General features: G+C 64.8%; 37 protein-coding genes. 18 read left to right on the top strand and 19 right to left on the bottom strand.

The window, feature by feature from the left end:
- Positions 1-455: 455 nt before the first annotated feature.
- The 18 genes from ACGFNI_RS34060 (at position 456) to ACGFNI_RS33975 (ending at position 9,598) form a co-directional block, all read left to right on the top strand.
- A complete protein-coding gene (locus ACGFNI_RS34060; RefSeq protein ID WP_393689354.1) occupies positions 456-809 on the top strand; it encodes a hypothetical protein in 354 nt (117 codons plus the stop codon).
- Between the two features lie 326 nt (positions 810-1,135).
- On the top strand, positions 1,136-1,453 hold the full coding sequence (locus tag ACGFNI_RS34055; protein WP_393689352.1) for a hypothetical protein: 318 nt from the start codon (positions 1,136-1,138) through the stop codon (positions 1,451-1,453).
- A gap of 492 nt (positions 1,454-1,945) precedes the next feature.
- On the top strand, positions 1,946-2,323 hold the full coding sequence (locus tag ACGFNI_RS34050; protein ID WP_393689350.1) for a hypothetical protein: 378 nt from the start codon (positions 1,946-1,948) through the stop codon (positions 2,321-2,323).
- Positions 2,323-2,574 (top strand): hypothetical protein, encoded by a 252-nt coding sequence (locus ACGFNI_RS34045; protein ID WP_393689349.1) that lies wholly within the window; start codon positions 2,323-2,325, stop codon positions 2,572-2,574. Before ACGFNI_RS34050 ends, ACGFNI_RS34045 begins: the two co-directional genes overlap by 1 nt.
- Before the next feature lie 340 nt (positions 2,575-2,914).
- Entirely contained in the window at positions 2,915-3,436 is a 522-nt protein-coding gene (locus tag ACGFNI_RS34040) for an antirestriction protein ArdA (protein ID WP_393689347.1), read from the top strand.
- 12 nt (positions 3,437-3,448) lie between these two features.
- A complete protein-coding gene (locus ACGFNI_RS34035; RefSeq protein WP_393689345.1) occupies positions 3,449-3,676 on the top strand; it encodes a hypothetical protein in 228 nt (75 codons plus the stop codon).
- Positions 3,673-4,044 carry a hypothetical protein gene (locus ACGFNI_RS34030; RefSeq protein WP_393689343.1) on the top strand — a complete coding sequence of 124 codons (372 nt, stop codon included), beginning with the start codon at positions 3,673-3,675 and terminating at the stop codon, positions 4,042-4,044. Before ACGFNI_RS34035 ends, ACGFNI_RS34030 begins: the two co-directional genes overlap by 4 nt.
- A gap of 71 nt (positions 4,045-4,115) precedes the next feature.
- The gene (locus ACGFNI_RS34025) at positions 4,116-4,553 is read left to right on the top strand and encodes a hypothetical protein (protein WP_393689342.1); all 438 of its coding nucleotides are present in this window, start codon (positions 4,116-4,118) and stop codon (positions 4,551-4,553) included.
- Positions 4,554-4,556: 3 nt separating this feature from the next.
- Positions 4,557-4,793 (top strand): hypothetical protein, encoded by a 237-nt coding sequence (locus ACGFNI_RS34020; protein ID WP_393689340.1) that lies wholly within the window; start codon positions 4,557-4,559, stop codon positions 4,791-4,793.
- Positions 4,790-5,056 (top strand): hypothetical protein, encoded by a 267-nt coding sequence (locus ACGFNI_RS34015; protein WP_393689338.1) that lies wholly within the window; start codon positions 4,790-4,792, stop codon positions 5,054-5,056. Before ACGFNI_RS34020 ends, ACGFNI_RS34015 begins: the two co-directional genes overlap by 4 nt.
- Positions 5,053-5,280, top strand: coding sequence for a hypothetical protein (locus ACGFNI_RS34010; protein WP_393689336.1), 228 nt, complete (start codon positions 5,053-5,055; stop codon positions 5,278-5,280). The genes ACGFNI_RS34015 and ACGFNI_RS34010 overlap by 4 nt, the downstream gene beginning before the upstream one ends.
- Complete coding sequence (locus ACGFNI_RS34005; protein ID WP_393689334.1) at positions 5,280-5,807, top strand: hypothetical protein; 528 nt, start codon at positions 5,280-5,282, stop codon at positions 5,805-5,807. Before ACGFNI_RS34010 ends, ACGFNI_RS34005 begins: the two co-directional genes overlap by 1 nt.
- The gene (locus tag ACGFNI_RS34000; protein ID WP_393689332.1) at positions 5,804-6,016 is read left to right on the top strand and encodes a hypothetical protein; all 213 of its coding nucleotides are present in this window, start codon (positions 5,804-5,806) and stop codon (positions 6,014-6,016) included. Before ACGFNI_RS34005 ends, ACGFNI_RS34000 begins: the two co-directional genes overlap by 4 nt.
- A gap of 156 nt (positions 6,017-6,172) precedes the next feature.
- Positions 6,173-6,928, top strand: coding sequence for a histone-like nucleoid-structuring protein Lsr2 (locus tag ACGFNI_RS33995; RefSeq protein ID WP_393689331.1), 756 nt, complete (start codon positions 6,173-6,175; stop codon positions 6,926-6,928).
- Between the two features lie 4 nt (positions 6,929-6,932).
- Positions 6,933-7,151 carry a hypothetical protein gene (locus ACGFNI_RS33990; RefSeq protein ID WP_393689329.1) on the top strand — a complete coding sequence of 73 codons (219 nt, stop codon included), beginning with the start codon at positions 6,933-6,935 and terminating at the stop codon, positions 7,149-7,151.
- 88 nt (positions 7,152-7,239) lie between these two features.
- Positions 7,240-8,607 (top strand): DUF3987 domain-containing protein, encoded by a 1,368-nt coding sequence (locus ACGFNI_RS33985; protein WP_393689327.1) that lies wholly within the window; start codon positions 7,240-7,242, stop codon positions 8,605-8,607.
- A 23-nt stretch (positions 8,608-8,630) separates the two neighbouring features.
- Entirely contained in the window at positions 8,631-9,287 is a 657-nt protein-coding gene (locus ACGFNI_RS33980; protein WP_393689325.1) for a hypothetical protein, read from the top strand.
- Complete coding sequence (locus ACGFNI_RS33975) at positions 9,284-9,598, top strand: hypothetical protein (RefSeq protein ID WP_393689323.1); 315 nt, start codon at positions 9,284-9,286, stop codon at positions 9,596-9,598. Before ACGFNI_RS33980 ends, ACGFNI_RS33975 begins: the two co-directional genes overlap by 4 nt.
- Before the next feature lie 285 nt (positions 9,599-9,883).
- Here the strand turns inward: ACGFNI_RS33975 and ACGFNI_RS33970 are convergent, their stop codons facing one another.
- The 19 genes from ACGFNI_RS33970 to ACGFNI_RS33880 form a co-directional block, all read right to left on the bottom strand.
- Positions 9,884-10,168: a hypothetical protein gene (locus ACGFNI_RS33970; RefSeq protein ID WP_393689322.1), complete on the bottom strand. Its 285-nt coding sequence runs from the start codon at positions 10,166-10,168 to the stop codon at positions 9,884-9,886.
- A complete protein-coding gene (locus ACGFNI_RS33965) occupies positions 10,165-11,397 on the bottom strand; it encodes a LysM peptidoglycan-binding domain-containing protein (RefSeq protein WP_393689320.1) in 1,233 nt (410 codons plus the stop codon). Before ACGFNI_RS33965 ends, ACGFNI_RS33970 begins: the two co-directional genes overlap by 4 nt.
- A gap of 64 nt (positions 11,398-11,461) precedes the next feature.
- Positions 11,462-11,752: a hypothetical protein gene (locus ACGFNI_RS33960; RefSeq protein WP_393689319.1), complete on the bottom strand. Its 291-nt coding sequence runs from the start codon at positions 11,750-11,752 to the stop codon at positions 11,462-11,464.
- Between the two features lie 7 nt (positions 11,753-11,759).
- Positions 11,760-12,392 (bottom strand): hypothetical protein, encoded by a 633-nt coding sequence (locus ACGFNI_RS33955; protein WP_393689317.1) that lies wholly within the window; start codon positions 12,390-12,392, stop codon positions 11,760-11,762.
- Complete coding sequence (locus ACGFNI_RS33950) at positions 12,389-12,997, bottom strand: hypothetical protein (protein WP_393689316.1); 609 nt, start codon at positions 12,995-12,997, stop codon at positions 12,389-12,391. Before ACGFNI_RS33950 ends, ACGFNI_RS33955 begins: the two co-directional genes overlap by 4 nt.
- Before the next feature lie 41 nt (positions 12,998-13,038).
- Positions 13,039-13,614 carry a hypothetical protein gene (locus tag ACGFNI_RS33945; RefSeq protein WP_393689315.1) on the bottom strand — a complete coding sequence of 192 codons (576 nt, stop codon included), beginning with the start codon at positions 13,612-13,614 and terminating at the stop codon, positions 13,039-13,041.
- Positions 13,615-13,618: 4 nt separating this feature from the next.
- Entirely contained in the window at positions 13,619-14,449 is an 831-nt protein-coding gene (locus ACGFNI_RS33940) for a hypothetical protein (RefSeq protein WP_393689313.1), read from the bottom strand.
- Positions 14,439-15,224 carry a hypothetical protein gene (locus ACGFNI_RS33935; RefSeq protein ID WP_393689312.1) on the bottom strand — a complete coding sequence of 262 codons (786 nt, stop codon included), beginning with the start codon at positions 15,222-15,224 and terminating at the stop codon, positions 14,439-14,441. The genes ACGFNI_RS33940 and ACGFNI_RS33935 overlap by 11 nt, the downstream gene beginning before the upstream one ends.
- Before the next feature lie 14 nt (positions 15,225-15,238).
- On the bottom strand, positions 15,239-16,303 hold the full coding sequence (locus ACGFNI_RS33930) for a hypothetical protein (protein ID WP_393689310.1): 1,065 nt from the start codon (positions 16,301-16,303) through the stop codon (positions 15,239-15,241).
- The gene (locus tag ACGFNI_RS33925) at positions 16,304-17,653 is read right to left on the bottom strand and encodes a siphovirus ReqiPepy6 Gp37-like family protein (RefSeq protein ID WP_393689309.1); all 1,350 of its coding nucleotides are present in this window, start codon (positions 17,651-17,653) and stop codon (positions 16,304-16,306) included.
- Between the two features lie 8 nt (positions 17,654-17,661).
- Entirely contained in the window at positions 17,662-18,648 is a 987-nt protein-coding gene (locus tag ACGFNI_RS33920; RefSeq protein ID WP_393689307.1) for a phage tail domain-containing protein, read from the bottom strand.
- A 17-nt stretch (positions 18,649-18,665) separates the two neighbouring features.
- Entirely contained in the window at positions 18,666-23,087 is a 4,422-nt protein-coding gene (locus tag ACGFNI_RS33915) for a transglycosylase SLT domain-containing protein (protein ID WP_393689306.1), read from the bottom strand.
- An 8-nt stretch (positions 23,088-23,095) separates the two neighbouring features.
- Positions 23,096-23,608 carry a hypothetical protein gene (locus tag ACGFNI_RS33910; RefSeq protein WP_393689304.1) on the bottom strand — a complete coding sequence of 171 codons (513 nt, stop codon included), beginning with the start codon at positions 23,606-23,608 and terminating at the stop codon, positions 23,096-23,098.
- Positions 23,509-23,796: a hypothetical protein gene (locus tag ACGFNI_RS33905; RefSeq protein ID WP_393689302.1), complete on the bottom strand. Its 288-nt coding sequence runs from the start codon at positions 23,794-23,796 to the stop codon at positions 23,509-23,511. The genes ACGFNI_RS33910 and ACGFNI_RS33905 overlap by 100 nt, the downstream gene beginning before the upstream one ends.
- 81 nt (positions 23,797-23,877) lie before the next feature.
- On the bottom strand, positions 23,878-24,771 hold the full coding sequence (locus ACGFNI_RS33900) for a hypothetical protein (RefSeq protein WP_393689300.1): 894 nt from the start codon (positions 24,769-24,771) through the stop codon (positions 23,878-23,880).
- Between the two features lie 66 nt (positions 24,772-24,837).
- Positions 24,838-25,248 carry a hypothetical protein gene (locus ACGFNI_RS33895; RefSeq protein WP_393689299.1) on the bottom strand — a complete coding sequence of 137 codons (411 nt, stop codon included), beginning with the start codon at positions 25,246-25,248 and terminating at the stop codon, positions 24,838-24,840.
- A complete protein-coding gene (locus ACGFNI_RS33890) occupies positions 25,245-25,592 on the bottom strand; it encodes a hypothetical protein (protein WP_393689297.1) in 348 nt (115 codons plus the stop codon). The genes ACGFNI_RS33895 and ACGFNI_RS33890 overlap by 4 nt, the downstream gene beginning before the upstream one ends.
- Complete coding sequence (locus tag ACGFNI_RS33885; protein ID WP_393689296.1) at positions 25,592-25,918, bottom strand: hypothetical protein; 327 nt, start codon at positions 25,916-25,918, stop codon at positions 25,592-25,594. The genes ACGFNI_RS33890 and ACGFNI_RS33885 overlap by 1 nt, the downstream gene beginning before the upstream one ends.
- Complete coding sequence (locus ACGFNI_RS33880) at positions 25,915-26,265, bottom strand: hypothetical protein (RefSeq protein ID WP_393689294.1); 351 nt, start codon at positions 26,263-26,265, stop codon at positions 25,915-25,917. The genes ACGFNI_RS33885 and ACGFNI_RS33880 overlap by 4 nt, the downstream gene beginning before the upstream one ends.
- Positions 26,266-26,384: the final 119 nt, after the last annotated feature.

Raw genomic sequence — 26,384 nt, 5'->3', positions numbered from 1 at the left:
GAACGGCCCGTAACGGCTGAACCCAAATCCACACGCACTAGTGATGCGTGCCTATGTGAGTCCGTTTCAGGGCGATAGGCAGACCAGCTAGGAACAGACCATAGGTCTCACCCTTCCAAACCAGGGAGGGAAGCACCCACAAAGGCCCGAAGCGATACCCACACCTAACGGTGTCAGGCGCTAGACGGAGTACCGGGAGTGGAGAGAGAACCGAGAACGGGAAATGACCGGCCCGCAATGGATAGGTCATGCAGTGCAGGACAACACGGCGTGTCCGGCGCCCAGAATCAAAGCCTAGAGTGGCGATTCGCGGGGTCGCCTTAAATTCCTGAGTCCGGCGTCCTAGCCCCTCTGTGGTGGGTTGTCAGTTCGAGTCTGACCTAGGACACTGCGGCACCTTTAGGTGCCGAGTCTTAATCAAAAAGTTGATGTGCGATGTGATGGAGGCAAAGCCGATGCACACCATGACCCTTGTTGAACAGTGCCGCGCGATCATCAATGATGGCGGCCACACCTTTTCCCCGACCCTCCCCACTCCTGTTGACGGCTACATGGTCAGCATTGCGGGGAGTGAGCGCACCTTTCCTGTCGAATCTTTCGGCCCTGAAGTGCTGGCCGAATACATGGCCGACTACGCACCCCGTGTTGCCAATCAGGGGCTTTTCTATGGCGCTTGGGTTGACGGTGGCCTGGTCTACCTTGACCTTTCCTTGAACGTCGCAGACCGTGCCGAAGCCGAGGCTATGGGGCGCCTGGAATCTCAGCTTGCAATCTTCGACGTGGCAAATGGAGAGGTTATTTCCCTGTGAAGATCCGAATGTTTCTCATGACGTTTGCTTTGGTTGTATCCGCTGCCGCAGCAGGCTACGCGCTGGGGGAAGCCAGGAAAGGCGGGTCCGTAGAACACGCCACCGTAACGGCATATAACGACGGCTTCACAGATGCTCTAAGCGAACCTGCGCCACGGAACGGCGGAAGGGATGGCGAGGGCGGCATTCAGGATGGAGCCGGAAACGTGTGCAGGGAATACAAGGCTGGCGACTGAACGGCTTTAGTCGGGCCCGGCATGCAATGAATGCATGCCGGGCCCGGCTATGGCTGGTCACCGCGATCAGTTGTAAAGATAGGGAGTCTCATGCCCAAGCCCATCAAGCTGAAAGGGCGCGAATTCTACGCCTTTGACCTTGACCCTGACGACTGGTCAACTCTTGCCGCGATGATGGTAATTCGGCGCGAGTCGGCTTGGTATCCCCGAGAGATAGACATTCTCGGGGCAGCTCTTCAGCGGATAATCGTTGACGTGTGTACGCGGCCCGACAGTGTGCGCCTGCTGGGACAGGAGCTTTTCTATATCGGGCGCATGGATATCTCGGGTCACCGATATAGCGGAGAACTTGAGCGGATCATAAACGCGCTCGTTTCCCAGGTTATACAGGAGAGGGCGCAGCCGTGAATTTCCTTCAATTGGGTGAGGCCGTCAGACGATCTGGCGGAATCCTGCATGGCGAGTGTAAAGAATGGACGGATGTGGAATTCCCGACGCTCCATAGAGGAATGGAATTCGTTGCCGTGATGGGTTGGGTGGATGTGGCCCGGTTGCGGGACACCGTGACAGATCACCGTGACCCGGTCGTTTTCCAAATCCCCAATGAGGCAGTCGCCTACTGGGGGACCGATGAGCACATTGTGCAATATCTAGGCGAATAGGTGGCTGTGAGTAACAAGAAAAAGCGCAGGAGGCTGACTGCCGACACGTGGGAATCAGTTTTCTGGTGGGGGTACATCGCAATATCGGTGGCGACTGGAATCCTGATATTCGCTGTATCCTCGCGCATCTGTTGAATTCTGACGGGCTCTGGTCGGTCCTCGTTGCACGGGGGCCGGTCATGGCCTGCCAGCCATGGCAGCCGGTAAAACCGCAGAACATTCTAAGGGGTTACACATAATGAGCATCTACGAGGATGGCGCCGCCGGGAGCAACAAGACCCGCGCTTACTGGGCCCTCGCGGCTCTGGAGGCGTTCGGGGGACACACCGGCCAGCGAGAGTACTTCGATGGCACTCTGACCATCGCTCCGGAAATCATCCGTGAAGTGGCGGGCGACTTGGTCGCCAACCTGTTCCATCTTGCTCGGATGAATGACATGGATCCTGAGTCCATCATTGCTGCGGCCGAAATGCACTTCGAGGAAGAAGTCCGGGAGGAGGCTGAGGAGGCCATCGAGAACGCAGCGGAAGAGGTCGTCGCCGAGGCGGTAACCGATATCGCAGTTGCCGACGGAATAAGTCAGCTTGAAGACTTCCTGAAGGAGCAGGTCAAGTAATGACGGACCTTCATACCTGCCCTGAAGAGGTATCCACCCGCGTCCTGCGGGATGCCGTGGAGCGGATACGGCAGCATGAGGCCGAATGGCTCGACCTGCTGTGCAAGGCGGTTCCCTCGTACGACCCGGAAGAGAACCTGGCCAACAACGGCGACGACACCGACGAAATGGATTTCATCCAGAACGAGCAGGCGCACGACGCTCAACTCCTTTTGCGTGACCTGCTGAAGGAGTTCCAAGCCGCCGCCTGACTCGCTTTCCCTTGGGCCGCCCACTAACAAGTGGGCGGCCTTTTGCATGGCCTGTCAGCTCGTGTCAGGCGCTCGGTAAGAGGGGAATCCAAAATGCTTTCTAGTTATCGCTGTGACCGCTTCAACGCCATTCAGGATGGGTACCGCAGAGACATCTACGGATTCGATATCAGGGCCGTCAGTCATCCCAACGAAAACACGGCCAAGGCATGTCTTGTGATGTCGCAAGAAGCGAGGCGTAGCCTCGCTCAGAGCCTGAACAAGCACATGAGGTATTGCAAGCTTTGCCGATAACGCTGGCGCCTATTTACCCATTCAGTAGAAGGTTCGGATATCGCAGATGGCAGAGAATATGATGAAGCCCCAGATATATGTGGTGAGCCTCGCCGACTACAACTCCGGTCGCCATCACGGCGTGTGGATCGATGCCGACCAGGACGCGGACGACATCAGGGTCGAGATCAAGGTCATGCTCGACCGCTCGCCCACGGGCGATGCCGAGGACTACGCGATCCACGATTGCGAAGACTTCGGCGACGTAAAGCTGTCCGAGTTCACCAACATCGGCGCCGTGGCCCAGCTCGCCAAGCTCATCACCGAGCATCCCGTCGAGCTGGTCGCCCACTTCCACGGTGAGGGCTACGCGGTCGACGACATCGGGGACGAGATCGAGAACCGGTCCCGCGGCGTGTGGGAATCGCTCGCCGACCTCGCTTTGGAGGACATCGGGGGCGACCTCCCCGAGCGTTTCCAGGACCACGTCTGGACGCTCGCCAAGGCAATTGCGGGCGACTGGGAAGAGGCCGGGGCCTACACCACCATCCGTACCCCTGACGGCGTCGCCGTCCTGAGCAACGACTGAGAGAGCAGGGCAATGAGTGCATTCAAGGAAGGGGACCGCGTGGCGGTCCTGGAGTACGGCCCGGTCCTGATGCCGGGCATCGTCGTCGAGCCGAACGGCCGACGTGTGAAGGTGCGCACCACGAAGGGGATCAAGTCCTACCCCGCGATCTCGGAATACGTGACCAGGCTAGTCGGCCTGGAGCCGAGTACCCGCGAGCGCTGGTCGGATGCGTGGGCCGAGCTGGAGGTAGCCCGGTGACCGCTTGGGTCATGGCACTCGGCGAGCGAAATTCCCCCGACATCCCCAACTACGCCGAGGACGTACACCCGTTGTCCGCTCGGGCCTCCGTCGTCGTCGACGACTTCGCGGATCTCTTCCCGGTTTTCAAGGGGTGGCGAGAGCACATCGGGGACGACATCACGACGTATGCCATGGGATTCGAGGAGGGCGAGGACTGGCGCTCGAAGTGGACGGAGTACGGCCCGCCGTTCCGTCTCGACCACATTCCGGGCGGCTGGATCCAGATCAGACCGGACATCGACGCCCAGCCGAACGGCAGGGCTCCGACGGCCAACGGCAGTGCCGACGTAGGTGCCACTGGATTCGAGCAGACCGAAGGGTCCTAGTGCCCGAGGTGATCGACCGGCTATGAAGTCGGTCGGTTGCCTCGCCCACTGGGCGAGAAAGAGAGCCGAACATGACTTTCGACAGCATCACATTCGAATTTGAGTCGTCCATCGAAGCGGATGCCCTCCGCGATGCCGTTTTCCATAAGCGCAGGATCATGCGGCTGAACGTACCGGACAGGGTCGTCGACGACTTCCTGAAGTGGGAGAAGCTGCTTCCGCTCATCGCGAGCTTCGAGGTCGGAACGACCACTATCCCGGACATCCACATCGGGGTGATCCACTCCGCCCTGGACGCGCGGGCTAAGGAGTCCGACCACATCGCGGAGATTGCGCGTGCGCTGTCCCGAAGGATAGGGAAATCCATTCTCCTGGCCGCCGCAGACGGTGGGGGATCCCAGAGAAACGCGAGGACGCGGAAGGGCGTCACGGTCCGCGAGTTCACCTGGTCCTTCACGACAACTACCCGTCAGAAAAACAAGGCGCAGGCTGAAGAAGCGGGGGAATGACGCATGGGCAAGGGCTCGACCAAGAAAGAAGTACAGCACTTCCAGAGACTCGACGACGGGCGCGTCGGGTGCTGGATCTGGAACTGCGGTGCACCGGCCACCCGGTGGATCGACATGGAGCGGTATGGCATTCGGCGTTGGCTGAGCACTGCCTACTGCGACAGCCACGGTGGCGGGGATTTCAACGACTTGCACCACACCTACCGCGAACGACGAATCAAGGAAGGCAACAACGCATGAGTACTACCAGGTGGATCGCCACCTACGACGAAACCATCGGCCGACTGGATATCTACAGCTCGAACAGCGCCCGCCCCGTGTACACGTGGCGCCGCCGCCGGGATCACATGCACGCGACTCAGACGCTGATTCTGTGGAGCTGGGAACACCCCACCGACGGCTGGCGCACCTCGCTCTTTTGGGAACGGCAGGGCGAGACCGGCCTTCTGGTTGCCGACGCCTGGCCGATTCGGATCACTGTGGAGGACCGGTGGGCCGCATGAAGCAATACGCCGACGACCTCGTGACGGTCCGAATACGGGCCACCAGGGCCGCGTACCACGGGAAGCTGGACGCTCGCTTCCGCGAGCTGAACGCCCTGTTCGAGACGTGCGGCGAAATGGCAACTGCCTACCACTACCCGCACGGTGTGGCCGAGCGGCTGGTACGCGAAGCCGTCGAAACCTACCTGCAAACCCGCCACTCCCGTCGACAGGAAGCCGCCTGATGCGATCCACCCTCCCTTCTGGCCTCCAGGTCAATCCGCTCGGCCGCTGCGCCGACTCCTTCTGCCCCGACCCGGCCACCGTCATCACCACCTTTGTCTCCGAGCGCTCCCCGGCTCCGGAACCGATCGGGTACTGCGCCCGACACGTCGAGGACCGCTTCGTGGACGACGGCACGTATGAGCGGCAGCTCAGGAACTACGCGGGACACGGAGCTGGCCCCCACATTTTCAAGCGCAGCCTCTACGAGATCCGCGAGCCCAACGAGACCGAGGCAGCCGAACTCGCCTACGCCCGCGGTGCCGAAGAGCGGTGGAAGGCCGAAGGCCGTATCGGAGAGTACCGGCGCATCGTCGAGCTGCACGCTGCGGCCAAAGTCGGCGGGGTTTTTGTCGACGGGTGGACTGCGGGTGCGTGCGTGGTCCTGCACGACGCGTTGAACGAGAAGAGCCGGGCGCGTTGGCTGGCGATGTCCACCGCCCAGCAGTGTGAGGTGGCCGTGAAGCTCACGATGGGAGGGGCCAGGTGAACATCGACACTTACACGTACCACTGGGCCGTGGTCGAGTGGCCCGACGAGAAAGGCAATCCGCGCATCCAGGTGGTCAGGACCGCCAAGGGCCGACCTGCCGCCAGCGAAGCGGCGTGGACGTGGGCGCACAACCGCCTCGCCCCTACCGCTCGCGAAAGGGCGGCCGTTCGCTATCTCGGCCGGTCGGACACCCGCACCAAGTACTGAGGTCGAGCAGCGCTAAGGCAACTGAACAGCAGCACCATCCGAGCGGGCCACCAGCGGTGGGCCGCTTTCTTCATGCCTGCGTGAGCGGGCGCCTTTGGTGAGGGCCAGGCCCGCGGGCCTGGCCCTTCGCCATGGGCCAACAGGAAGGAGAGGCACATGGATGCGCTCTGCACGGGGTGCAAGGCAAAGGAACAGCCGGAGGACCGGGGCGCGGTAACTGTTGTCGCGGTCGGACACCAAGCATGGGACCTGTGCGCGGAGCACGCCGACCGGTTCGCGAGATACCTCTCGAAGGCGCTCCGGGCCAACGGTTCGGAGAAACCCGTGGACGAACGGAGATCGGCGGTCGTCACCGGATCGATTCCGGGCTACGAGCCGGAAGCGGCCCGCCGCGGGCTGGAGAACAGCGGATACCGGATCGTCGGTCACGTCGAAGAGGACACCGTCCTCATCGTCTGCGGGATTCGCCCGGCCCCGCACAAGGTGAAGGAAGCGGGAGCGGCCGGTACGCCGTGCCTGGACGCCACGCGGGCCGGCGCCTTCCGAGAGGCCGTGACCTCCGGCCGCTGGATTGGCGAAGACCCGCTTCCCACAGTGCCGGAGAAGAAGACGGCTGACGCCGTTCGGGCCCAGATGGAGGCCGAGGAGAAGTGGCGGCTGGAGAAGAACCAGCGCCTGGCCGAGTCCAGCGACCGGTGGGCGGAGGAGCGCCGGGAGAAGGAGGACGCCGAGACCCGGCACACCGCCAAGGCCAAGCTCCTGCCTGAACCGTCCGAGGCCGAGAAGATCCGCGCCTGGGCCAGGAAGAGCGGCTTCACGGTGAGCACCAAGGGCCGCATCGCCGCCGCAGTCCGCGTCGCCTACGAGCACGCGCACGCGGGCCAAGAAACCCTCGACGTCGAAGCGAGCTGAAGCGGTGACCGAGCAGAAGAAATATCGCCACCCCGTCGACCCGCCGCGCATCTGCGCCGTGTGCCGCGAAGACCTGGACGAGCTGCAACTGCCCTACGGGGACTGCCCGGTCTGCGGCTACTTCGTCTGTGAGGGATGCGAAGCGGGCTACGACCCCGCCACCGGCCAGTTCGTCTGCCCCCGGCACGCCGACGACCCCCGAGGAGCCCACTGCACAGAGTGAGGAGCACCCATGGATGAGCACATCGAGATACCCCCGATGCGGCGGCTTTCCGTCTACCGCCGCTAACCAACAACGAAGGCAGACAACCATGTTCGACACCATCAAGTACGGGCCCATCGGTGAGGCCGTCGACAACGTGATGCCACAAACCGAAGCCGACCCGATCGGCATCTACGCCACCACCCTCAGCCTCTTCTCCGCCGCGATCAACGGGCACGTCCGAGGGGAGGACGGCCGCCCTCTGTCCGTCTGGACCGTCCTCGCCGGCCGCTCCGGAATCGGGTGCAAGGGCACGGCGTACCGAAACGCTCGCGCGCTCATGGGACCGGCCTTCGACGGCTTCTTCTCCAGCCGCATCGTTTCCGGCGTCTCCTCGGGGCCCGCCCTGGTCAGCACCCTGTACGGGATCGAGCTGGCATCGATGGGGGGTGAGGGCGGTTCGGACGGTCGGGCCCTGATCGTGGAGGAGGAGTGGGCGGAGGTCCTGAAGCGCGCGCGACGCTGCCCGACCTTCGACCAGAAGCTCCGCACCGCCTGGGACGGCGGGGAGATCTCGAACCGCACCAAGGGCAAGAACGGAACCGGCGAGGTTCAGAAGGTCGAGGCACCCCTCCTCGGCTTTCACGCGCACATCACACCGGGCGAGTGGCACCAGTTCATCAGCGCCGCGGCGGCACTGGGCGGCTCCTACAACAGGATCCTCCCGATCGCGGTGGAGCAGAGCAAGATGCTCCCGTACGGCAAGCGTGCGCCTATCCGGGCGGACAAGCGGCTCACCGAGGCGTACCGGTGGGCCAAGCAGAAGCCCCGCGTGATCGCGCTGGCCAAGGAGGCGTACAAGGCATTCGATGAGATCCGCGCCTTCATGGTCGGCAAGGTGGCGAACACGCCCGAGCACATCGCGGTGTACTTCGAGCGCACCGCAGAGCAGGTACTCCGGGTCGCCGCGGTCCTCGCGGCCTCCGAGATGAAGACCCGCATCTCTAAGAAGGCACTCCAGGCTGCATGGGCGTTCGTCCAGTACTCGATCAACTCGGTTGAGAAGCTGGTCACCGAGAACCCGGACAGTGGCCAGACGAAGGTCAAGAGCCTCCCTGACCTGATCCGCGAAATCCTCCGGCGCCACGGAGGCGAGGCCACGTCCACGGTCCTGCTGCGACCGCTCCAGTCCCGCACCAACGCCCAGGGGCTCCGCGAGACGGTGGACCAGCTCGACGATGTCGAGCGCTACGAGGGGAAGTCCTCCACCGCCGGGCGGAAGCCGATCATCTACAGGCTGATCGCGGAAGACGCGAAGGCCAAGCAGCCGGAGGACCAGGCCGAAGAGCGGCCGGTGCTCACGCTCGTCGAGGAGCCCAAGCCGAAGCCGGTCGTGCGGGAGCCGACGGCGCCCAAGGCCGTCATCCCGCAGCCCGCTCCCGTGGCTCCCGCCAACCCGTTCGCGGCACTGCTGTGAACCCGATGAGAAAGCAGAGAGGCATGGGCCTGACCGAGATGATCGCCGGGGTGAAAGCCGGGGACTACGTGACCGCCGCGGGTGTGGACACCCGCGGTCACCCGGTGACTCGCACGGGCACCCTCCTGGAGAGACCGAAGCCGGTTACGGCCCAGAGGAACGGGAAGCGCGAGAAGGGCGTGCGCCTCTTTGTCGGCCTGGCCGGCACGAGCATCGACCAGCGGTCGACGTGGGTGACGCTCTTCCCGGATGACGGCTCGGTCGAGGAGGCCGAGCAGCCGAAGGCGGACGAGTGGCAGAACACCGAGCTGCGGGCAGTGCCAGGCATCCGGTCGGCCACTGACAGTGTGCGGTTCCACTTCGGGGGGAAGGGCGGGAAGCGGTCGTCCGAGCCGGGCGAGCCTGTCGTCCTGGCCGGAGTACGGGCCACCCCCGATGTCCGGTACGAGATCTTCGACGTGGACACCGAGGACGTGCTCCTGGAGGCCACGCTTCAGACCCGGGTCTGGTGGCTGCCCGCGATGCCGCTGGCTTTCGAGCCCGAGCCGGCCGACGTGTCAGACCCTGCGGGTAGGGTCCAAAATGACCTCGGTCAGCCTGTTCATCACGTACGGACCGGGGAACTGGTGGGCTACCTCACCGACGACAAGTTCACCCCCATCGAGGAAGTAGAGCGATGAGCGACGAGACGAAGGTCGTGGATCCGATGGCCCCGTCCGCCGACAAGTGGGCGCGGGACTTTGCGGCTCGGGCCGGTGTGGTGTTCCCGTTCAGCGTCAAGGTGATCTTGGCTGGGGTGACCCGGACGGGGATCGACTTCCTTTTTGAGCGGCCGAGTGAGTTCGCCGCCGCCAGGGTCGTGATGAGCCTGATCGACCAGGGGCACGAGGTAACGGTCAAGGTCCATGCCGACAACTGGATCCGGGTGTCCGTATCGATCGAGAACGACATCGTCACGCAGTGGGAAGAGAACGAGGCCGCAGATGAGTGAGACACCGGTGTGCCTGGACAGCCGGCACGGCGGATGCGCCGGAGAAGTGATGTACCGGGAGAGCACAGCAGAAGCTGGCACTGCCGTCCCGCGATGCGACCAGCACGCAGAGCTGGCCCGAGCCAGGGGTGAGAAGCGGCAGAACAGGGACGGGTGAACCCGTCGTGAGCGCCCAGAAATGACGAAAGGCCCCCAGTCGTCCCTTCGTGGGACGACTGGGGGCCTTTCTGTTTAGCTAAGCGGGCGGGATGGGCGCGACTTCAATGATTCATTCACGGATATTCGCTACCTCGCCGACTTCTGCGGCTCGGAAGCCAGTGAATGGTTCTGCTCGTACTCGGCGAGCTGCGTGTGCAGCTCGGCCAGAGCATCGTTCGGCGAGGTCTCGTGCAGAGCCTCGCGGGTCTTGCCGTTCTCCACCCGCTGTGCGACTTCACCCACGCCGAGCAGCGCGGCGACGACGGCCGCCATGCTGTACCAGTCGATGTCGGACCAGCGCGCCGTGAGGAGCTGGGCCAGGGCCGCCAGAGCGGCGGCGATGCGGGCGGGATGGTTACGGAGATAGTTCACTGGCTGGCTCCCTGCTCGGTCTCATGACCGTCGGTGGTGTCGGGGGTGGGGGACGGCACGGTGCTCGGTGTCTCGGCCGGCTCCGAGGGCTTGGCTGTGACCGGCGGTGAAGTGGCCGACGGTGCTTGCGTGTTCGGTGCGGTGTCACAGCAGGCGCACGTGCAGCGGCACTTCACGATGACCGTCACCGGCTTCTTCGGCGACGCCGCTTCGTGCCGCGGAGCCGGCCGGGGTGTGACTGGCTTCGGGGTAACAGGCTTCGGCGGTACCGGCTTCATCTTCGGCACCGCGGGCGCGGCACCGCGGACGCGGATCTTCTGGCCGACGTGGATCACGTTCGGGTCCTGGACCGCCGGGTTGCGCGCGAGGAGAGCCGTCAGCGACTGACCGGTTGCGCGAGCGATCGTGCTCAGGTTGTCGCCCTTGTGGACGGTGTAGAAGTCACCGCTCGGAGCGGTCGGCCTGCTCGGCTCCGGCTTCGGCTTCGACGGGGGAGCCGTCGGTTTCGGCTTCGGCTTCGACGTCTCCGGGACGCTGATTTCCTGGCCCGGCTGGACGACATCGGGGTCCTTGATCTGAGGGTTCACCGCCAGGAGCGCAGCGAGGGAGACGCCGGCGAGGGCAGCGATCCCACCGAGGGTCTGGCCCGGCGTGATCCGATACTTGCTGACGCTCGCCGAGCTGCCGCTTGGCGCGGACGCGGTGGCCGCGAAGAGGAAGCCGGCACGGCCCTTCTTGCTCGGGTCCGCGGTCGTGATGCCCTCGCTGAACTTCGGCAGTCCATAGCCGTGCACGTAGGCATCCCGTCGCGCCCGCTTCCGAGCCATGACCTTGTTGCCGTTCGCGTTGTTCGTGAGGGATGTGTTCCCCTCGTAGGTGTAGATGTACGTCGCGTCGTAGGCGTAGCAGATACCCGTGTGCGTGCTGCCGCTCGTGCCGTAGACGACCTGCGCACCGATGGCCGGATACGCGCTCCATCTGCCCTTGTTCTTGAACCACTGCATGGCCGTGAACACGGACGCGGTCCGCGGGTAGAGGCTGGCGACACCGGCCTTCATCGCGACCCAGCTCACCCAAGTCGCGCACCACGGCTGGTAGTTGGACCACTCAAGGCCCGGAACCTGCCCGCTGTACTTCTGGTGACCGCTCGGGCGCTCGCCCGGCGCACGCTGCGCCTGATAGCCGACCTCGCCCTTGGCGATGGATAGAACCTTGGAAACCTGAGACATGCTGCCCCCTTTCGGGCATGAAAAAAGCCCCCAGAAAGGGGGCCGTGGAAATCGACTAATTCATTCACTCCGGTCGAGCCGGGCCGACCGCAGTGGTCACCGGCTCGATGCCGTTCTCTCGTAGCTGCCACGCGTAATCTGCGCTGACGTGGCGGTAGTACTCGACCAGATCTTGCAGCTCATAGACGGTTTCTTGGAGTTCGGTGCGCCACTTGGCGAGGTCTTCGATATGCTCGCGTCGGGCTCGGTCGAACGCGTCCTTCCGCTCCATCCAGAGCTTCAGAAAGGCTGCGAAGGAAGCAAGGCCGCCTGTGCCGAACACGATGCTGAGGATTTGGGACGTATCGATGGGCACCCCCTTCTTAGATGGTTCCGACCCACCTGATTTCCGCGAAAGACCCCCACTTGTACTGAGGGCTGACCTCTTCGTTGGCCCAGGCGTAGGTAGGGGAGGAGGCGCATGTGCTGGCGAATTGGACCTTCGATCCGGCCTTGAGTCGCTGCACGGTCGAGTGGCCGCCGCACAGCGTGTAGCCGCTGGCCTGTGAAGGGGAGATGGTGTCGACGGAGGCTGCTGCTACGGCTTCGCCTGTACCGCTCGTCATGTCCACCCCGACCTTGACCTGTAGTTGGTGCCGGCCGTGCCCGAGGTTGGCGGAGGTGCTGAACGCGCCGGACAGCGTGATCCGGTACCGGCCGTCGACGGGGACCACGAACTGCCAGGCCGTGTCCTGTCCCATGGTCTTGTCGTCCGCGACGGGGGGCACCATCCCCGGCCAGGTCTCGTACGAAGTACCGGCTCCGCCCTCTTCGCCGACCGGGAAGAAGGGCAGCACGAAGTACTCCTTGCCCGGCAGATCCTTCCGCTTCATGCCGATCACGCGGGCAGCCGGCGGGTTCTGAAGGAACCGGTGCACGTCGGAGACCCGCCTGTTGAACTTGGCGGTGTCGGCGAGTTCGCGCGGCGTCCAGGACTCGACAGTGGGGACAGTCATGGGGCCCTCCCGATCCAGCGCATTTCGAGGAAAGACCGCCCGGGAAGGCTGCGTCGGGCAAGAACGAAGTCCTTGTCCGAGACGGCTCCGGCGGAAATGGTGTCGCTCTTCTTGAGGCTGATCGTTGTAGCGATCGAGCCGATGTATCGGGATGTCCCGTCCTTCGCGTAGTGGACGCGGCCAGGGCAGTGTGAGGCGAACGATGCGTGGCCTGATGACCAGTCGGCGTCGGACCGCTGGTTCTTCCCGACCCTGAAGTGGGCGTTGTGCGGCTCCCCGTTGGCTTCGAGGACACCTCCGAAGGTGATGGCGTATATGCCGTTCTCGGGGGCTGTGAGGCGCCACAAGACCCCGCTGCTGCTCGGCTGGGTCATTTCCCCGCCTGTGGTGTCGTACTCCTCACCGTGGCTGGTCCCGTTCCCCGGAACGTAAAGGGGGAAGGCTGCCCACGCATTGAAGGGAAGCCATTTCCCGCGGCCGTAAGCATCCGCAGGATCAGCTCCCGAGTAGCTGCCGCGCTGTCGGGCCATGACCTTGCAGGCTGGCGGACGGTAGAGAAACGAATGCACATCCCGCACGTACTTGTTCATGGCGTCGGCGGTCACGACTTCTCGTGACCGCCAGGTGTGGGCGAGCGGAGTCGCCATCAGGGCTTCACCCCCACCCATCGAAGTTCCATGTGCGATATGAATTGCGCGAAGTCGCCGTCACCGAAAACGAAATCGGTGTCCGATTGTGCTGCCGCAGAGATGAAGTCACCCGCATCGAGAGCGATCGTCGCTGAGCCCGCGCCGACCTTTTCCGACCGGTTGGAGCGGCCGAGGCCCACCCGGAGGAAACCGGTAGCCGCGATCGAAGAGCCGGTCGTCTGGTTCAAGTTGACCGCGGCCGTGGCGAATCCGAGATCACCGGTGGCAGCGCGGACGACCAGGCCGAAGGACATCTCGTAGAGTCCGTCGATGGGCGCGTGGATCTTGGTGGCCTCCGTCGACATGAGGCCGCCCGTGGTGTCGTACGAGTACATCGAGCCCTTGCCCATGGCCGGCTTGTCGAACTGGACGACGTGCGCAGCGTTCGCGGGCTTGTGCTGGGAGGACAGGTTGGCCACGGTGCGGCGGCAGGACGGTGGCGCCATGAAGCCGTGCAACACGTCACTGATGTACCTCTGCATGTCGGCCGGAGTGATCTGCTCGCCGTCGGCCCAGGTCTTGATATTGGTCACGTGATCACCCCAAGACCGTGGTCGAACCGAGTACGGAAGCGCTGTCGTCGCCGAGGACCCACGTCGGTCGGCCATCGTCGAGCCCCGGCACCCGGATCGTGAGACAGACCGCGGAGGCCGCTGTGGTGTCGAGCCGGAGCGCGCCAGCGGAGGCCCCCGTGCCCGGGGTGTCCGCAGCGAGGATGCTGAAGCCCAAGGCGCCGAACCGCCCGAGCTGCTGGGCGCGGGCGAGTATGCCCTCCGGCCAGGCATAGCCGGTCAGGTCGGTGGATTCCACGAGGACCAGGAAGAGGGAAGTGGACGGTCCAGGGGCAGTGAGAGGCACGCGACTCACCGCGCGGTGCTGCTCGATCTCCGCCACTGGTGCAATGGGAGTGCTGGAGACATCCCCGCCCCGGTAGACGAGGTTGATCGTTGTCGCCGTGGTACTGCCGGCGACCCTCCACACCACGTCACCAAGGCGGCCGTCGTACGGCCACATCGCGATGGAGACGAAGTGCCCTGAGTCGAGCCGACAGATCTGGGCGACGTACCCGCCTGGCGAGATGAGCTGCGGGGGCGCCGTGGCGACGCACACGGACACGACGAAGTCCAGGATCCGAGCCTGCGCAGGCACCGGCAGCCCCACGTGGTCCGCCATGCCGAACACACCGGCCGATGACGCTGTGAAGGCCGGGTAGGGCGACGCGACCGGCGCCTTGACCTGCCAAGCGGACCCGTCGTAGACGAGGACGGGCGGCTGGCCGGCCCAGGCCACGCCGTCCCAGACATGCTTGGTGCCGTCCACCCACTTCGTGCCGTCCCACACCATCGTGGGGTTGGTGCTACGCGCCATACTGCACCCACACATCCCCGACTCGCGGGTTGGCCGGCGCCGTCGGGCCGCTGTACACACGGGCCCCGCCGACATTGGGTGCAGACACGTTGCCCGCTGCTTCGACGCGGCCGTCAGCGCGGACCTGGAAGACAGGGCGGGTGCCGGCACGTCCCCGCGCGACGCTGATGGCAGTGTCGTCGGGCTCCGCCTGCTCCCACTGCCCGACCGCCAGGGGCGTGTGGGCACCGTTCGGTTCCACGTACAGGGCGCCGTTGTTGTACAGGCGGGTGTACTGGCTGTACCCGCTGGGGGTGGCGCCGTCTGTTTCGAGGGACAGCACCAGGCCCTCGTCGCCCTTGTCTCCGTTCAGTTCAGGCACGTTGGCGGTGGCCCAGGTCTGTCCTGGCTGCATCGTGAGACGAGCGCCGCTTCGGGGGATGTAACCCACGAGCTGGTCGTCGGCGTACTGCTTGGAGCCGTGCGGGTCGAACCGGTCGAGGTGATCGCTGAACCGCTCGCCGACCGAGTTCGAGACCAGCTTCATCCGGCCGACACCGAAGTCGATCCAGAGAGCTTCGGCGCCGGGCGGCCCCCAGAAGGGGAGGACGACGCCGCGCTCGTCGGCCACGAGCTGGGTGATCGGGGTGCCGTTGATGTCGACGAGGTCGGTCACCTGGTCCGCGCTGTCCTCGGCGCTCGACCACACCAGGCCCACCCCGCCGGCCACGCGCACTCCCGCTTCGTTCTCGGCGACATCAGCAGGCGTGCCGCCGAAGAGATTACGGTCTGCCATGAACTCTCCTTCTCTCAGAGGGTGTTGGCCTCATACGTGCCGGAAAAGATGATCGAGGACTTGCGGGGGAAGGTGAGAAGGTAGTCCAGGCCCTCATCCAGTTTCTTGGGGTTGGGGTAGAAGATCTTCACCACGTTGGTCTTGTTTCCGAGCGAGGAAAGACCCGTGAGTGCGACGTAGTTCGGCAGGCTCCCGTGATAACCGGAGTTGAGCATCTGCCCGTTGAATACCTGCCCGATGGCGGAAGTCGGGTTCACTGGGAGCGTGAAGGACAGTGGGCCGGAACCGGACTGCTTCACATCGGTGTTGGAGGTGTTGTTGATGTCGATCGAGAAGAATACTGTGTTGGGGGCGATCCACCGCCAGATTCCCCGGTAGAGGATCCCGCTCGGGAGTTTTCCCGTATTCACGATTCGCGGGGTGTACTTCTTGGCCTTGCTCAGGTGCCGCGTCACCATGTAGCCGTCACGGCCGTTGAAGGCTTCGTACTGGACGTCGTTGTTGTTGCTGTCCATGTCGAGTAGGAATTGGCCGACGTCGTGATACCCGGCTGTCAGCCGCGTGTTCCAGGGTGTTGCCAGATGGTTCGGGGCGTCGTAGGGCGCGCAGCTCGTGAGCGTGATCGAGCCGTCCTTGGCCGGCACGAGGATTTCGTGGAGAACCATCTCCCACCGCTGGCCGGCAATGCGCTGAGGCCGTGGGGCGATAGGCGCCTTCGAGGGCTGCCCCTTGACCACCACGATGTTCGCCGCGCCCTTGGACATGTCTGTGCGAACGACAAGAGTGTCCTTGCGGGGAGTCTCCGTCGGGTTGGCCTCCACATCGACCGTGAGCACAGAGTCGGTGCGGTAGTAGATGCCGCCTACCCACGCAGCCCCGGGCTTGACCTCGATCGTGCGCCCGTTGATGACCCGTGGGGCGAAGGGGACGGTGGCTCCGGAGTAGGAGGCGTTGACGAGCTGGAGGTCGACCCGGTCCCCGCCCCAGAGCTTGGCCATGTCCTGCCAGTCGAGTTGGGAGACCGCGGCCTGGCCGCCTGCCTCATTGGCGGCGTCGAACGGATAGCTCTTCTCTGCCATTTACATCCTCGATTCCAGCTTGCGTAGCTTCGCTTTCATGTCCCAGACGGTCTTGTATATGTTCAGAGGCTCGCCGGTTCCCTGATCGCCTATCTTCGGCGTCACATCGGAAATGCGACCACCGTCCTCGACCGAGATGTTCACCTCTTTGACGATGTCCTGGTATTCCTCGCCATCAACGGCGACCGTAACGATGTCGCCCACGAAGTAGTCCCGGCCGAACGTGCACTGCGGAGTGTCGATCGGGTAAATCTGAAAGTGTCCTGACTTCTCGCCCTCCTTGAGGGCGTGGGCCGCGGCTTCCCCAACTGCCTTCATGTAGTGGGCTGTTGCGGCTGCCTTTTTCTCGGCGAGCGTGGCGCCCGGCCATTCCTCGCCGTCCGGGCCGAGACCTATCTCTTCGATGTCCTTGCCGGACTCGCCCTTGACGATCTTCGTGACCAGCTCGGGCTTACCGTCCTTGCCGGTCTTCAAGGGGATGTCCCGGCGGTCGACGAACACCTCACGCTTGACGCCCCACTGCGTCTCGCCGTCGCGGTCGACCTTCTGCCACAGGTAGCGCTCGGCGCCCTCGCCCTGACAGGCGACGAGGGCGCGGGTAGCGGTGGGGGCTTTGAGCTGCCATGTGTACTGGCGGAGGTTTCCCAGGTCGGGAGAGAAGCGGACCTCTCCGGATCGGTCGCGGCACTCATAGAGGCTCATCTCGATCTGCTTCGTCGTGTACGACCAGACGAAGCGGTACCCGACCCTCTTGTCCGTCAGCCACTCCTCGAACTTCTCGCCGAGGTTGTCGAAGCGGAGGGAGTCCGAGAACGTGTCGCCGATCGGGACGTTGGGGCCCACGGTCAGGCCACCGATCTTGCGATCGGACAGGGCGCGGGAGCCGAAGGCGAGGTCGGCCTCAACCCAGATGGCCTGCCCCGCCGGTCCGCCGGCAGCTCGTGTGCCCTTGCCGGTGTACTGCTTCTCGACGGGGAGGACGGTGATCTGTTCGGCTCCGGACCCAGCGATGCCGGGGAAGGCGACGTACCCGTACGGGACCTGGTTGTCGCACCGTCCACCCACGAACACGGAGCCCGTGTCGGTGTGCTGGTCGACGGTCCAGTACCGCTCGAACGCATCGATCTGACCGGAGAACACCGGGTCGGGAACACCGTCCTGATAGATGACGATGCCGCGGCCCATAGTGAGCAGACCCTCTTGATAGGTGCCGCTCTTCACCAGGAGCTGCCAGGTGCCGGGCTGATTGAACCGCACCGTGAAGTCCAGCCGGACCCACGTGTCGATCTCGCCGAGTATTCGCCGCTCGTCGTTATCGACATTCCCCCTTACCAGGATGCGATATCCCATGAAGCCTCCTAGTAAGTCTTGAATCGAGGCCGGAAATACAGCTTCAAAGAAGAAGCATTCGAACCGGGGGTCATTTCTACGGATATCGAGGACCAACCCTTGGGGATGGGCCAGAGTTGGGGATTTTCTCCGAGGCCCGACCAGTAGTTCTTGTCCTGGTCGTCCCGGAGCGTCTTGTAGCCGGGCCGGGTGTCGATGGTGAGCGTCCGGCCCGCGGTCACCACGTCCGTGCCTGAGGCGGGGATCCCGAACGACTGGCCCTGGAAGGAGAACCTGAAGCCCCGGACAGGGCCGGTCAGTTCCCACACCGGCCACGCTTCGACGTTGCCGGGGTTGTAGACCGACAGGTCCGGGGTGGAGACCATGCCCTTCTCGATACGCAGCGGCAGGAGGGACTTCTCGGTGGACAGGAACGCGTCACCCTGTCCGAACTGCCACTCGGCGACCCGGACTTGGTCCGTGTAGAACCACGGGTCGAAGGCCGTGAGCTGGATGCCGAAGCGGGACCAGCGGAAGCCTGCTTGGTCCTCGCCCTCGTCGCCCTCGACGCCGCCCTTGTAGTACGCATACAGGTACCTCGGGCGGGAGTCGGCCTCCATGAACTTGAGCACGCAGTACCCGTTCATCGGGTCGAGCGCGTCGACGAGCCGGTCCTTGAGCTGCCGCAGCGTGCGGCGGTCGATGCCATGGATGTAGACCGGGATCAAGACCTCGCGCTGGGCGTAGCGCGCGGACCGGTAGATCGAGCCGTGCAGGTTCGGACTCGCGTCCGCGTGCAGCTCGACCGGGGGCATGTCGAGGCCCTGGGCGCCGGCCTGGATCATGATGGCCGGCCAGTCCTTGCCCTGTGACCCGGTGAGGGGGATCTCCTCCCCCTCACCGTTCGCGCCACGGATCGAGACGTAGGTGTATCCCCACTCCGCTGGAACAGGAGGTTGAGGCCGGAGCGGCAGAGGCTTCTCCTCGACCTGGGCTTCTGTTGCTGGGATGGGCATCGATACATACCTCTCGTTCAGAACCCGGCCATCACCTCCGCAGTCCGCATGGCGCGGAGCACTGAGTCCGTCGTGTTCTCGGCCTTGGCCTCATGGATGTGGATCTCGTACCGGCGACCGGCGACCATGTCCTTCGTCTCCCGCGAGTTGTGCACACGCTCACCGCCGCGAAAGTTGACCAGCTCGGGCCCGTGTTCGCCGACCATCGCCAGGCCGGCCGTAGCCGACTGGGTGCCCATCCAGTACCCCTTGTTGCCGGAAAGGGCTCGCGGCCAGTTCGCCCCGTACCGGTGGGTGGCGTAGTTGATGCCGGCGTAGATGCTCGCCAAGGGATTCGTGATCCCGAGCATCCGGTACGGGCCGGCGTACGCCGCGAAGGTGGGCGGGATCGTCTGCATCAACCCCTGTGACGGCACGCCGTTCTTGGCGTTGATGTCCCAGTTGTTGATGGCAGTCGGATTTCCTCCGGACTCGACCTCAATCCGGCGAAGGATCAAGTCCGTGTAGGACGTGGCAAGCCCCAGCTCCTTCAGCACACGCTGGACCGTGGGCTTCCAGCGTGTAACCGCGCCCCCCGCTGGGGCCGGACCGCCGGTCAAGGCCGCGTCGAAGTCGGGCCTCTTCGCGGTAATGCCATTGCTCCCCGAAAAGTCAAAAAGACCCTCGGTGTTAGGCATAGCCTCCTTGGCATTCGCTAGCCATTCATGGAAGACACGCCCCGCGTACTCCAGCGGAGCATCCTTTATGTCGCGAGCGACACCGACCATGCCGATAAGTTGGTTGTACCCATCCGCAGTCAGATCCCATATGGCGCCGAAGGAATCCGTTACCGACCCGATCGGATCTGTAATGATGTCCTTCGCGCCCCCAACCAGCGATGTCACCGTGTCCCACAGGCCACCGAAGAGGTCGCCAGTAACGCTGGTGAGGGTCTTGAGCGAAAATGTGTCAGCCATGAAGCGGTTTCCGCGCTGCACAATGTTCCCGCGGCCCTGCCACACGTCGTTCCAAAAATAGTCCGCGAGGGTGGGCGCGAAAGCCCCGCCGATGATTCCGGCGACCTGCCCGACGCCTGTCGGGACGCGCCTCAGCATCTGCCAACTGTCGTTGGTGATCCAGTCGTACATGCCGCGAAAGCGCGGGACGGATTCGCGGCCGGCCCACTGGGAGGTGTTGTCGCCGGTCCGCAGGATGCCGTCCTGGACGGGTCCGCCGAGCCGGTCGGAGGAGCCGTCGAGCTGCATGGTGTCGGCGGTGACCCGGCCGATGTCCACCAGCTCGCCTCGCTCGCGGATCATGTCGCGCATGGTGTCCAGGCCCAGGCGTCCGACCACACCACCGCGGGCGTGCCGGGAAACCTGGCCCCGGACCGCGGCCTGGTTCCAGGCGTTGATCGTCTCCTCTCCCAGAGCCGACGTAACTTCCGGCCGAAGGACGGACTCGCCTGGGCTGAGGATCGCGGGGACGCTGTCCACCCACGGTGCGTATCCGGGGAGCACACCGCCACGCGCCCGCCGGGTGGGGCGCTTCTTGCCGCCGCCCCCTCCGGAGGACCCACTGCCGCCTCCGGGTGCTCGCTTCGAGACCTTGCCGAGGTCGGAGTCCAGGTCCTTGGCGTGCGCCTCTGCACCCTTCAGCGCCTGGGCCAGGTCGTGCACGTGGGAAGTGACGGACTTCAGCGAGCGAGTGTTCAGCAGGCCGATACGGCCGGCCAGGCTGCCTGCCCCTGTCCCTTGCCCCACCTTCTTATACGCGTCGTCTGCCGCGTGCGTGACCTTGTCGACCTGGCCCCGCAGGGATGCCAGGGAGCGGCGGTTGAGCGAGGCGACCCGCGCGCCTGTTGTGTCGACGGACTCCTTCGCCTTGACCACCGAGGACCGGAGGGCGGCGAACTCCTTGCGCAGGGCGTCGAGCTTCTTGCGGCTGAGGGCAGAAACCTCGCTGGCAGCGCGCTGCACCTTGTCCTTGACGTCCTGGACGCTGCCCTCGGTCATGTCGAACTGGATCCGTAGGCCAACGAGCTTCGTGCGGCCGAGCTGCTTGACCTCTCGGGTAGTGGCCTCCACCCTGTCCTTCAGGCCGCTGACGGAGACGCCGGTCTGACGGATGTCGGCCTGAAGGCCGCCCAGCCGTTCCCTGCCCAGTCCCCGCAGTGCTCGGGAGGTGCCGGTGATGCGCTCGTCGGCGTCTCGGGCGGACGATGCCACGCTGCGCCTCGACGTGCCGCCGAGCCCGTCAGCGGTCGGAGCGAGAGAAACGTCGTTGATCCCGCGCAGGTCCTGACGCAGTTCCCGGATGCGCTCGTCGAGCTGGCGGAGCGACTGCTCGGCCTGCCCTGTGCGCACTCGTACTTCCGTGGCCCGGCTGTCCCGCCCGCGGGTGCGGTCCCAGGCACGCCGGCCCATGCCGCGGTTGTCGCCCCGCAGCTCGGTGCGACGGTCTCGGTATCCCTGCCGGAAGGTGCCGCCGTTCTTACGGCTCTGTCGGCCAGCCTTGATCTGGCGGAGCACCTTGCCCGCTCCGGACAGGCCGCCGACGAACCCGCGGGCGAGCCCCAGGGAGGGCGCCATGATCTTGCCCAGCTTGCCGAACAGCTTGGACAGCACACCGAAGCCGATCAGGAACGGTGTTGCGACGGCTGCGATCTTCACGAACTTCAGCGCCGCCTGCTGGAGTTGAGGATGCGAGTTCAGGAAGTCGACGCCGCGCTTGAGCCAGCCGGTAAACGTGCCCAGCACGTCGAAGAAGGCAACGAGCACGTCCTTGACGTGCGGCAGGGACGCCTTCGCGATGTCCTTCACATCGTTGAGCAGCCCGCCCTCGTACTCCCCCTTCTTGTTCTGCTTGCCCATGATCTTTTCACCGAGACCGGTGTACTTGATCGCGCCCGTCTTCGGATCCTTCGTCGCGAAGAGCTGGCCCATCTCGTACGAGGCCCGCTCCCGCATCTGCTGGAGGCGTCCCGTGATGGTGGCGGTGCCGACCTTGCGGCCGTACCCCTTTGAGCCCTTGTCGGTGCCGGAGCCCTCCCAGTTCTTCATCAGCGCGTCAAGCACCTGCTGCCCGGTGATACCCCCGCCCTTCGCGGCCGGCGTGCCCATCACCGCGTACATCCGGTCGGCGTTCTTGAAGCTCAGAAGCTGCGCCATCTCCTGGGCGGGCATACCCGTGCTGTCGATGAACTGCTTGAAATTTTTCGTCGGGGCCCGGTCAAGGTCCATGATCTTGTCGATGGCGTAGAGCGACCGCTGCTGCTGGGACTCGGAGAGGTTGCCTGCCCGAGCCATCGAGTCGAGCACGGCCTCGATCACGTCGGACGTACGGGACGCAGCCCTGTCCGCGGCCTTACGGCGAACGGCGGGGTCCTTGCTGTCATGGCCCTTCTCGCGGGCCACCATGCCGCGCACCATTTTCATCTGGTACTCGTGCATCAGATCCATCGAGAAAGGGGTATCGATGGCGTATTTCTGAAGCCGTTCCATTTCATGCGACGACGCCTGCTGGGAGACACCTGCGGCGTGCATGCCCATCTGCCCCATGATGCGCATATCAGCGTTCTTGACGCCAATCTCCGTCAGGGCTGCGGAAACAAGGGATAGCGGGCCGAGCAAGTTGCGGGTGACCAGGGCGCCGGCCTCGGTCGCGCTCTGCCCGAGGACGTGGAACGTCTCGGAGTGCGTCTTGAGCGACCCCTGAATGTGCGCCAGGGGGCCGGCCGTCGCTCGGTCGAGTTGCCGGAGTTCGCGGCGATAGCCCTGGATCGAGTTGCGGAGCGTCTGCGCCTGGATCTGGGCCGCGGCCAGTTCTTCGTGGAGGGACGCCCGGCGGGCCTGCGACAGCTCCGTGAGCATCAGCCGCTCTGCCTGGAGCCGCCGGCGACCCATGAGCTGGGCCTCCTCCTGGGCCTGCCGCTCCCGTCGGGCCGTCTCCGCGATCTGCTGGCGCCGCTCGCGCTCCATCCGCGTCTGGTCCTGGTGGATCTCACGGTCTGCACGGGCCATGTCGGCAAGGTGCCGCTGGTAAACCCGCAGCGCTTTCCTCGACTCGGTGGAGAGTCCCGTCGTCTGGCGCTCCGCGGCTTCAAGAGCCTTCCGGACCCGAGCTGCCACCTGCACACCGTGGCTCCGGGTCAGCTCCTCTTCGACGTGGGCGTACTCCCGAGCGCCCGCCTTGTGCACGGCCGCGCGCTCTTTGGCCCCCTGCTTGGCCTGCTGGCTCACGGACCGCTGCATCGCCCTGGCCGCGGTCGTCGCCTCGCGGGTCAGTCCGGTGAAGCCCCGGCTCATTGCCGTGCCGAACGCCGTGCCGGCGTCACGGCCGGCACGTCCCATCGTGGAGTTGAGCGCCGTGCGCATCCGGGCCAGGGCCTCACGGCCAAGGTGCGGCTCGATGGAGATGTAGCCGGTCCCGACCTTGATGGCGCCGCGCGGGCCAGCCATGCTGCCTCCTAAAGGTTGCTCATGCGAGTGAAGAAGGAGGACAGCTCGGCACCATCAGCGAATGCGTGTTCCGGTTCCTTCGGCTTCTCCTGCGTTCCCTGACCTGGCCGTTGGACCGGTTCGGGGACCTGCAATTCGTCCGGCCCTTCCGAATTGGCCTTGATGAAGAGGTAGTTGGAGATCTCGGTCGCATCGCTGACACGGGCGAGAAGGTGGTCCATCACGGACCACGAAGCGGACTCGTCGACCTGCGCAAGGAAGGTGGACCGTCCAGGCTTCTTGATAAGCGACTGAATGAGGACATGAACTCGTCTGAGAGAAAGCCGTCCACGCCACACGTCGAGCAGATCGACCCCGAAGAATTCGAGGAAGTCGGCCTCCAGTTCGTCGGAGAAATCGCGTATGGCGTGGATGGCGCCGATCAGTTTCCCGAGTTGCCGAACCCGGCCGCCTCGGAGACCTTCTCGACGAACGCCTGGAAGTCGCGGATCGTGGCGCCGGTTGCCTTGTACGCCTCCCACTGCGCACCGAGGATCAGCTTGATCGCCTCCACCTCGTCGTCGACCTCCAGGAGGCCAACGGGCAGGTCGAGCGGTGCCGGAATCGTGTACTCGACGCCGCTGTGCTCGAACACGGTCGACTGGTCCTCGACCATGGCCTCGGCCTTCTTCGCGGTGGTCGTCTTACGCGGGGTCTTCGCAGCAGTCATGGCAACTCCAAGTAAATATAGCCCCGTTAGGGGGCTTGAAGATCAGTGTGGGTGCGCCCTCGGAAGGAGAAGCGTTTCTGCTTACTCGTCGGCCTTCGCGGTGACCGCGAGTGAACCGGCCTGCGCTTCGACGCCAGCGACATTGGCCGTCACGGTGTAAACACCCTCGGTCGCGTGTGAAGCGACGGAGATCGTGGCGGACAGGTTGCCCGTGTCGTCGGTGTTCGCCTGGGCAGCGCGCAGTTCGCCTCCGGGCGGGTCGATGGAGACGGTGGCCGGCATGTTGGGGGAGAAGCCCTCACCGGCCAGACTCACGGTGCCGCCCTGCTCGACGGTGTTGCCGGACAAGCGGGCCGCGGCAGGCTCCTGGATGGTGCTGCCGGAGTCGTTCAAGTCGTCGTTCGTGAGGACGTACCCGAGGCCGCCGTTGTAGTCCAAGGCGTCGATGGTCAGCTCGAACTTGCCGTTCTCAGTGCGCTGGAGCTGGATCGCACCGCGGTCCGAGATCATCGCGCGACCAATTACGCAGCGATACTGGGTCTTGCCCTGCGACCAGTCCACGACGAGAGCCAGCTCCTTCACGTCCGGGGTCGACAGCAGGTCGAGGCGGAAGAGGCCCGGAGTCTCCTGGGACTCCACCCACGCGGCGCCGAAGAACAGCTCGGTCGTGATCTTCGAAGTCTCCATCAGGGTGGCCTTGATCTGGAAGGCCGCACTCTTCACGTTGAAAAGAACCGGCACCGCGGACTGCCAGACGTTGACAGGGTCCGTCTCGATCGAGGGGGTGATGGTCACGCCGCCCTGGTCCACGTAGCCGAGGTTCTTGAACGGGCTGCCGAGCGCGTCGAGGCCGGTCGGCAGGACCGTGCCGGAGCCGGGCGCATCGCTCGCCTTGGGGGCCGGCGCGATGTGCAGGGCACCGTTCGGGGCAAAACGAATCTTCTGCGGGTTGCCGGTTTCAACAGGAGTGGACATATGGTCTCCTTCAAAAGGGCATAAAAAAACCCCGCCGGAGCGGGGAAAGCGTTTTCTTCTGCCGTGCTATTTATTGGGAATTCTCTGGGACGCCACTTCGATGTAGGAAACGGCGACCTCCGCGACGTAGCAGTGCTCCCGAGAGGTGCTGTCCGGCAGATACTTGGGGGAGTCGACCTCCGCAACGTCGAGCACCAGGACGCCGTCCAACTCGGCGCCGGGCAGCTCCTCAAGAAGAGCTTCGCGGACCTCGTAGGCGAGGCCGGCGGCCTTCTCCCGGTCCGGGCCGATGGCGGAGTACTCGACATCGGCACGGTCCGCCCGGTTGCGGACGATGCGGAAGCCGCCGCTGTGCTCCAGGTACACAGTCACGTCGCCCGGATTGCGCCCCACCAGGTCGCCGGTCACGGCGCCGGGCGGGAGCTTCAACCGGCCGCGGAGGTGCTGGACGAGAAACGCGATGGGGTCACGTCTCATTCGACCCTCGCCTTCAACAGGGCCGCCTTGAGGTAGCGGCGGCCCGGATGGCGGCGACCCTTGCGGTCAGTCCAGCCGCGGTCCTGGAGCATCGCGTGCCGGACCCTCGGGGTGTCCTCAACGGTGACGGTGCCGCGCCATCCCCAAGTGTCGGCCTCGACACGGGCCTTGATGTGCTTCTTGATCTGGTTCCAGTTGTCCTTGGTGGCGCTCGCCTGCGGGGCCTGGTTGATGGCGCCCGCTGCGATCTCCGCGGAGTGCATGGCCATCAGGTCCCGTGTGGCGGCCGAATGGAACACGGCGTACTCCCAGTTTCGGTGCATGACGAGCTTGAAGTCAGCCATCAGTGCATCGCCCTCCAAGCCCGGATCCGGACATGCCGCAGAGAGCCGTGCGCCCAGCGCATCGGCTCGCCGTCGACCTCGAACCACTCGTCGGCGTAAAAAACACGGTCGGTGGAATCGACCGGCACGCCCCAGGGGAGGTAGACCAGCAGCCGTTCCTGGGACGTATCGCGCTCAGGGCTGCGGACCTCGAAGGACCGGTCCGGCTGGACGGTGGCCAAGCCGGACCAGGCCAACTTGGCGTTGTCCCAGTCGCGATGCCGGGTGTAGACGCCCTCTGCTATCGGGGCGGTGTGAATCTCGACGAGGTCGTTGAAGAACGTCACCCAGGCTCCCTGGCAAGGGGGATGGACGCGAGTTGGCGTCGGTAGCGCCTCAGCGATGCACGGGCGGCCGGCGAGAGCGTCTGAGCCGCAGAGGCGGCGCCGAACTCGACCTCGATGTCGCCGACCCTTTCGGAGACCACACCGGGGCTGACCGCGAGCCAGCGGATGACTTCGGCGCACACCACCGCCCGCAGGGCGGCTGGCGGGGCGCCTGAGTCCCAGGTGCCGGTGCAGTAGTCCTTCACGAAGGCGGTCGCGTCGGCAATGAACGCTTCGACCCGCGGTCTCTCCTCTTCGGAGATCGGCCGACCCAGGCGGACGGCCACATCGTCGACGGAGGCGAACACGGCATCAACTCCTCTGTTACCAACCGGACTTCACTGGCGCCGCTATGCTTCCTGTGTGCGGACCCTCGGCCTCAAAAGGGCTCCCAGGGGCCCCGTTCCACTCACTGAAGGGCAGGAAA

Source organism: Streptomyces sp. NPDC048644, assembly GCF_043199105.1.
Taxonomy (GTDB): Bacteria; Actinomycetota; Actinomycetes; order Streptomycetales; family Streptomycetaceae; genus Streptomyces.
This window is presented reverse-complemented; position numbering and strand designations above follow the sequence as displayed.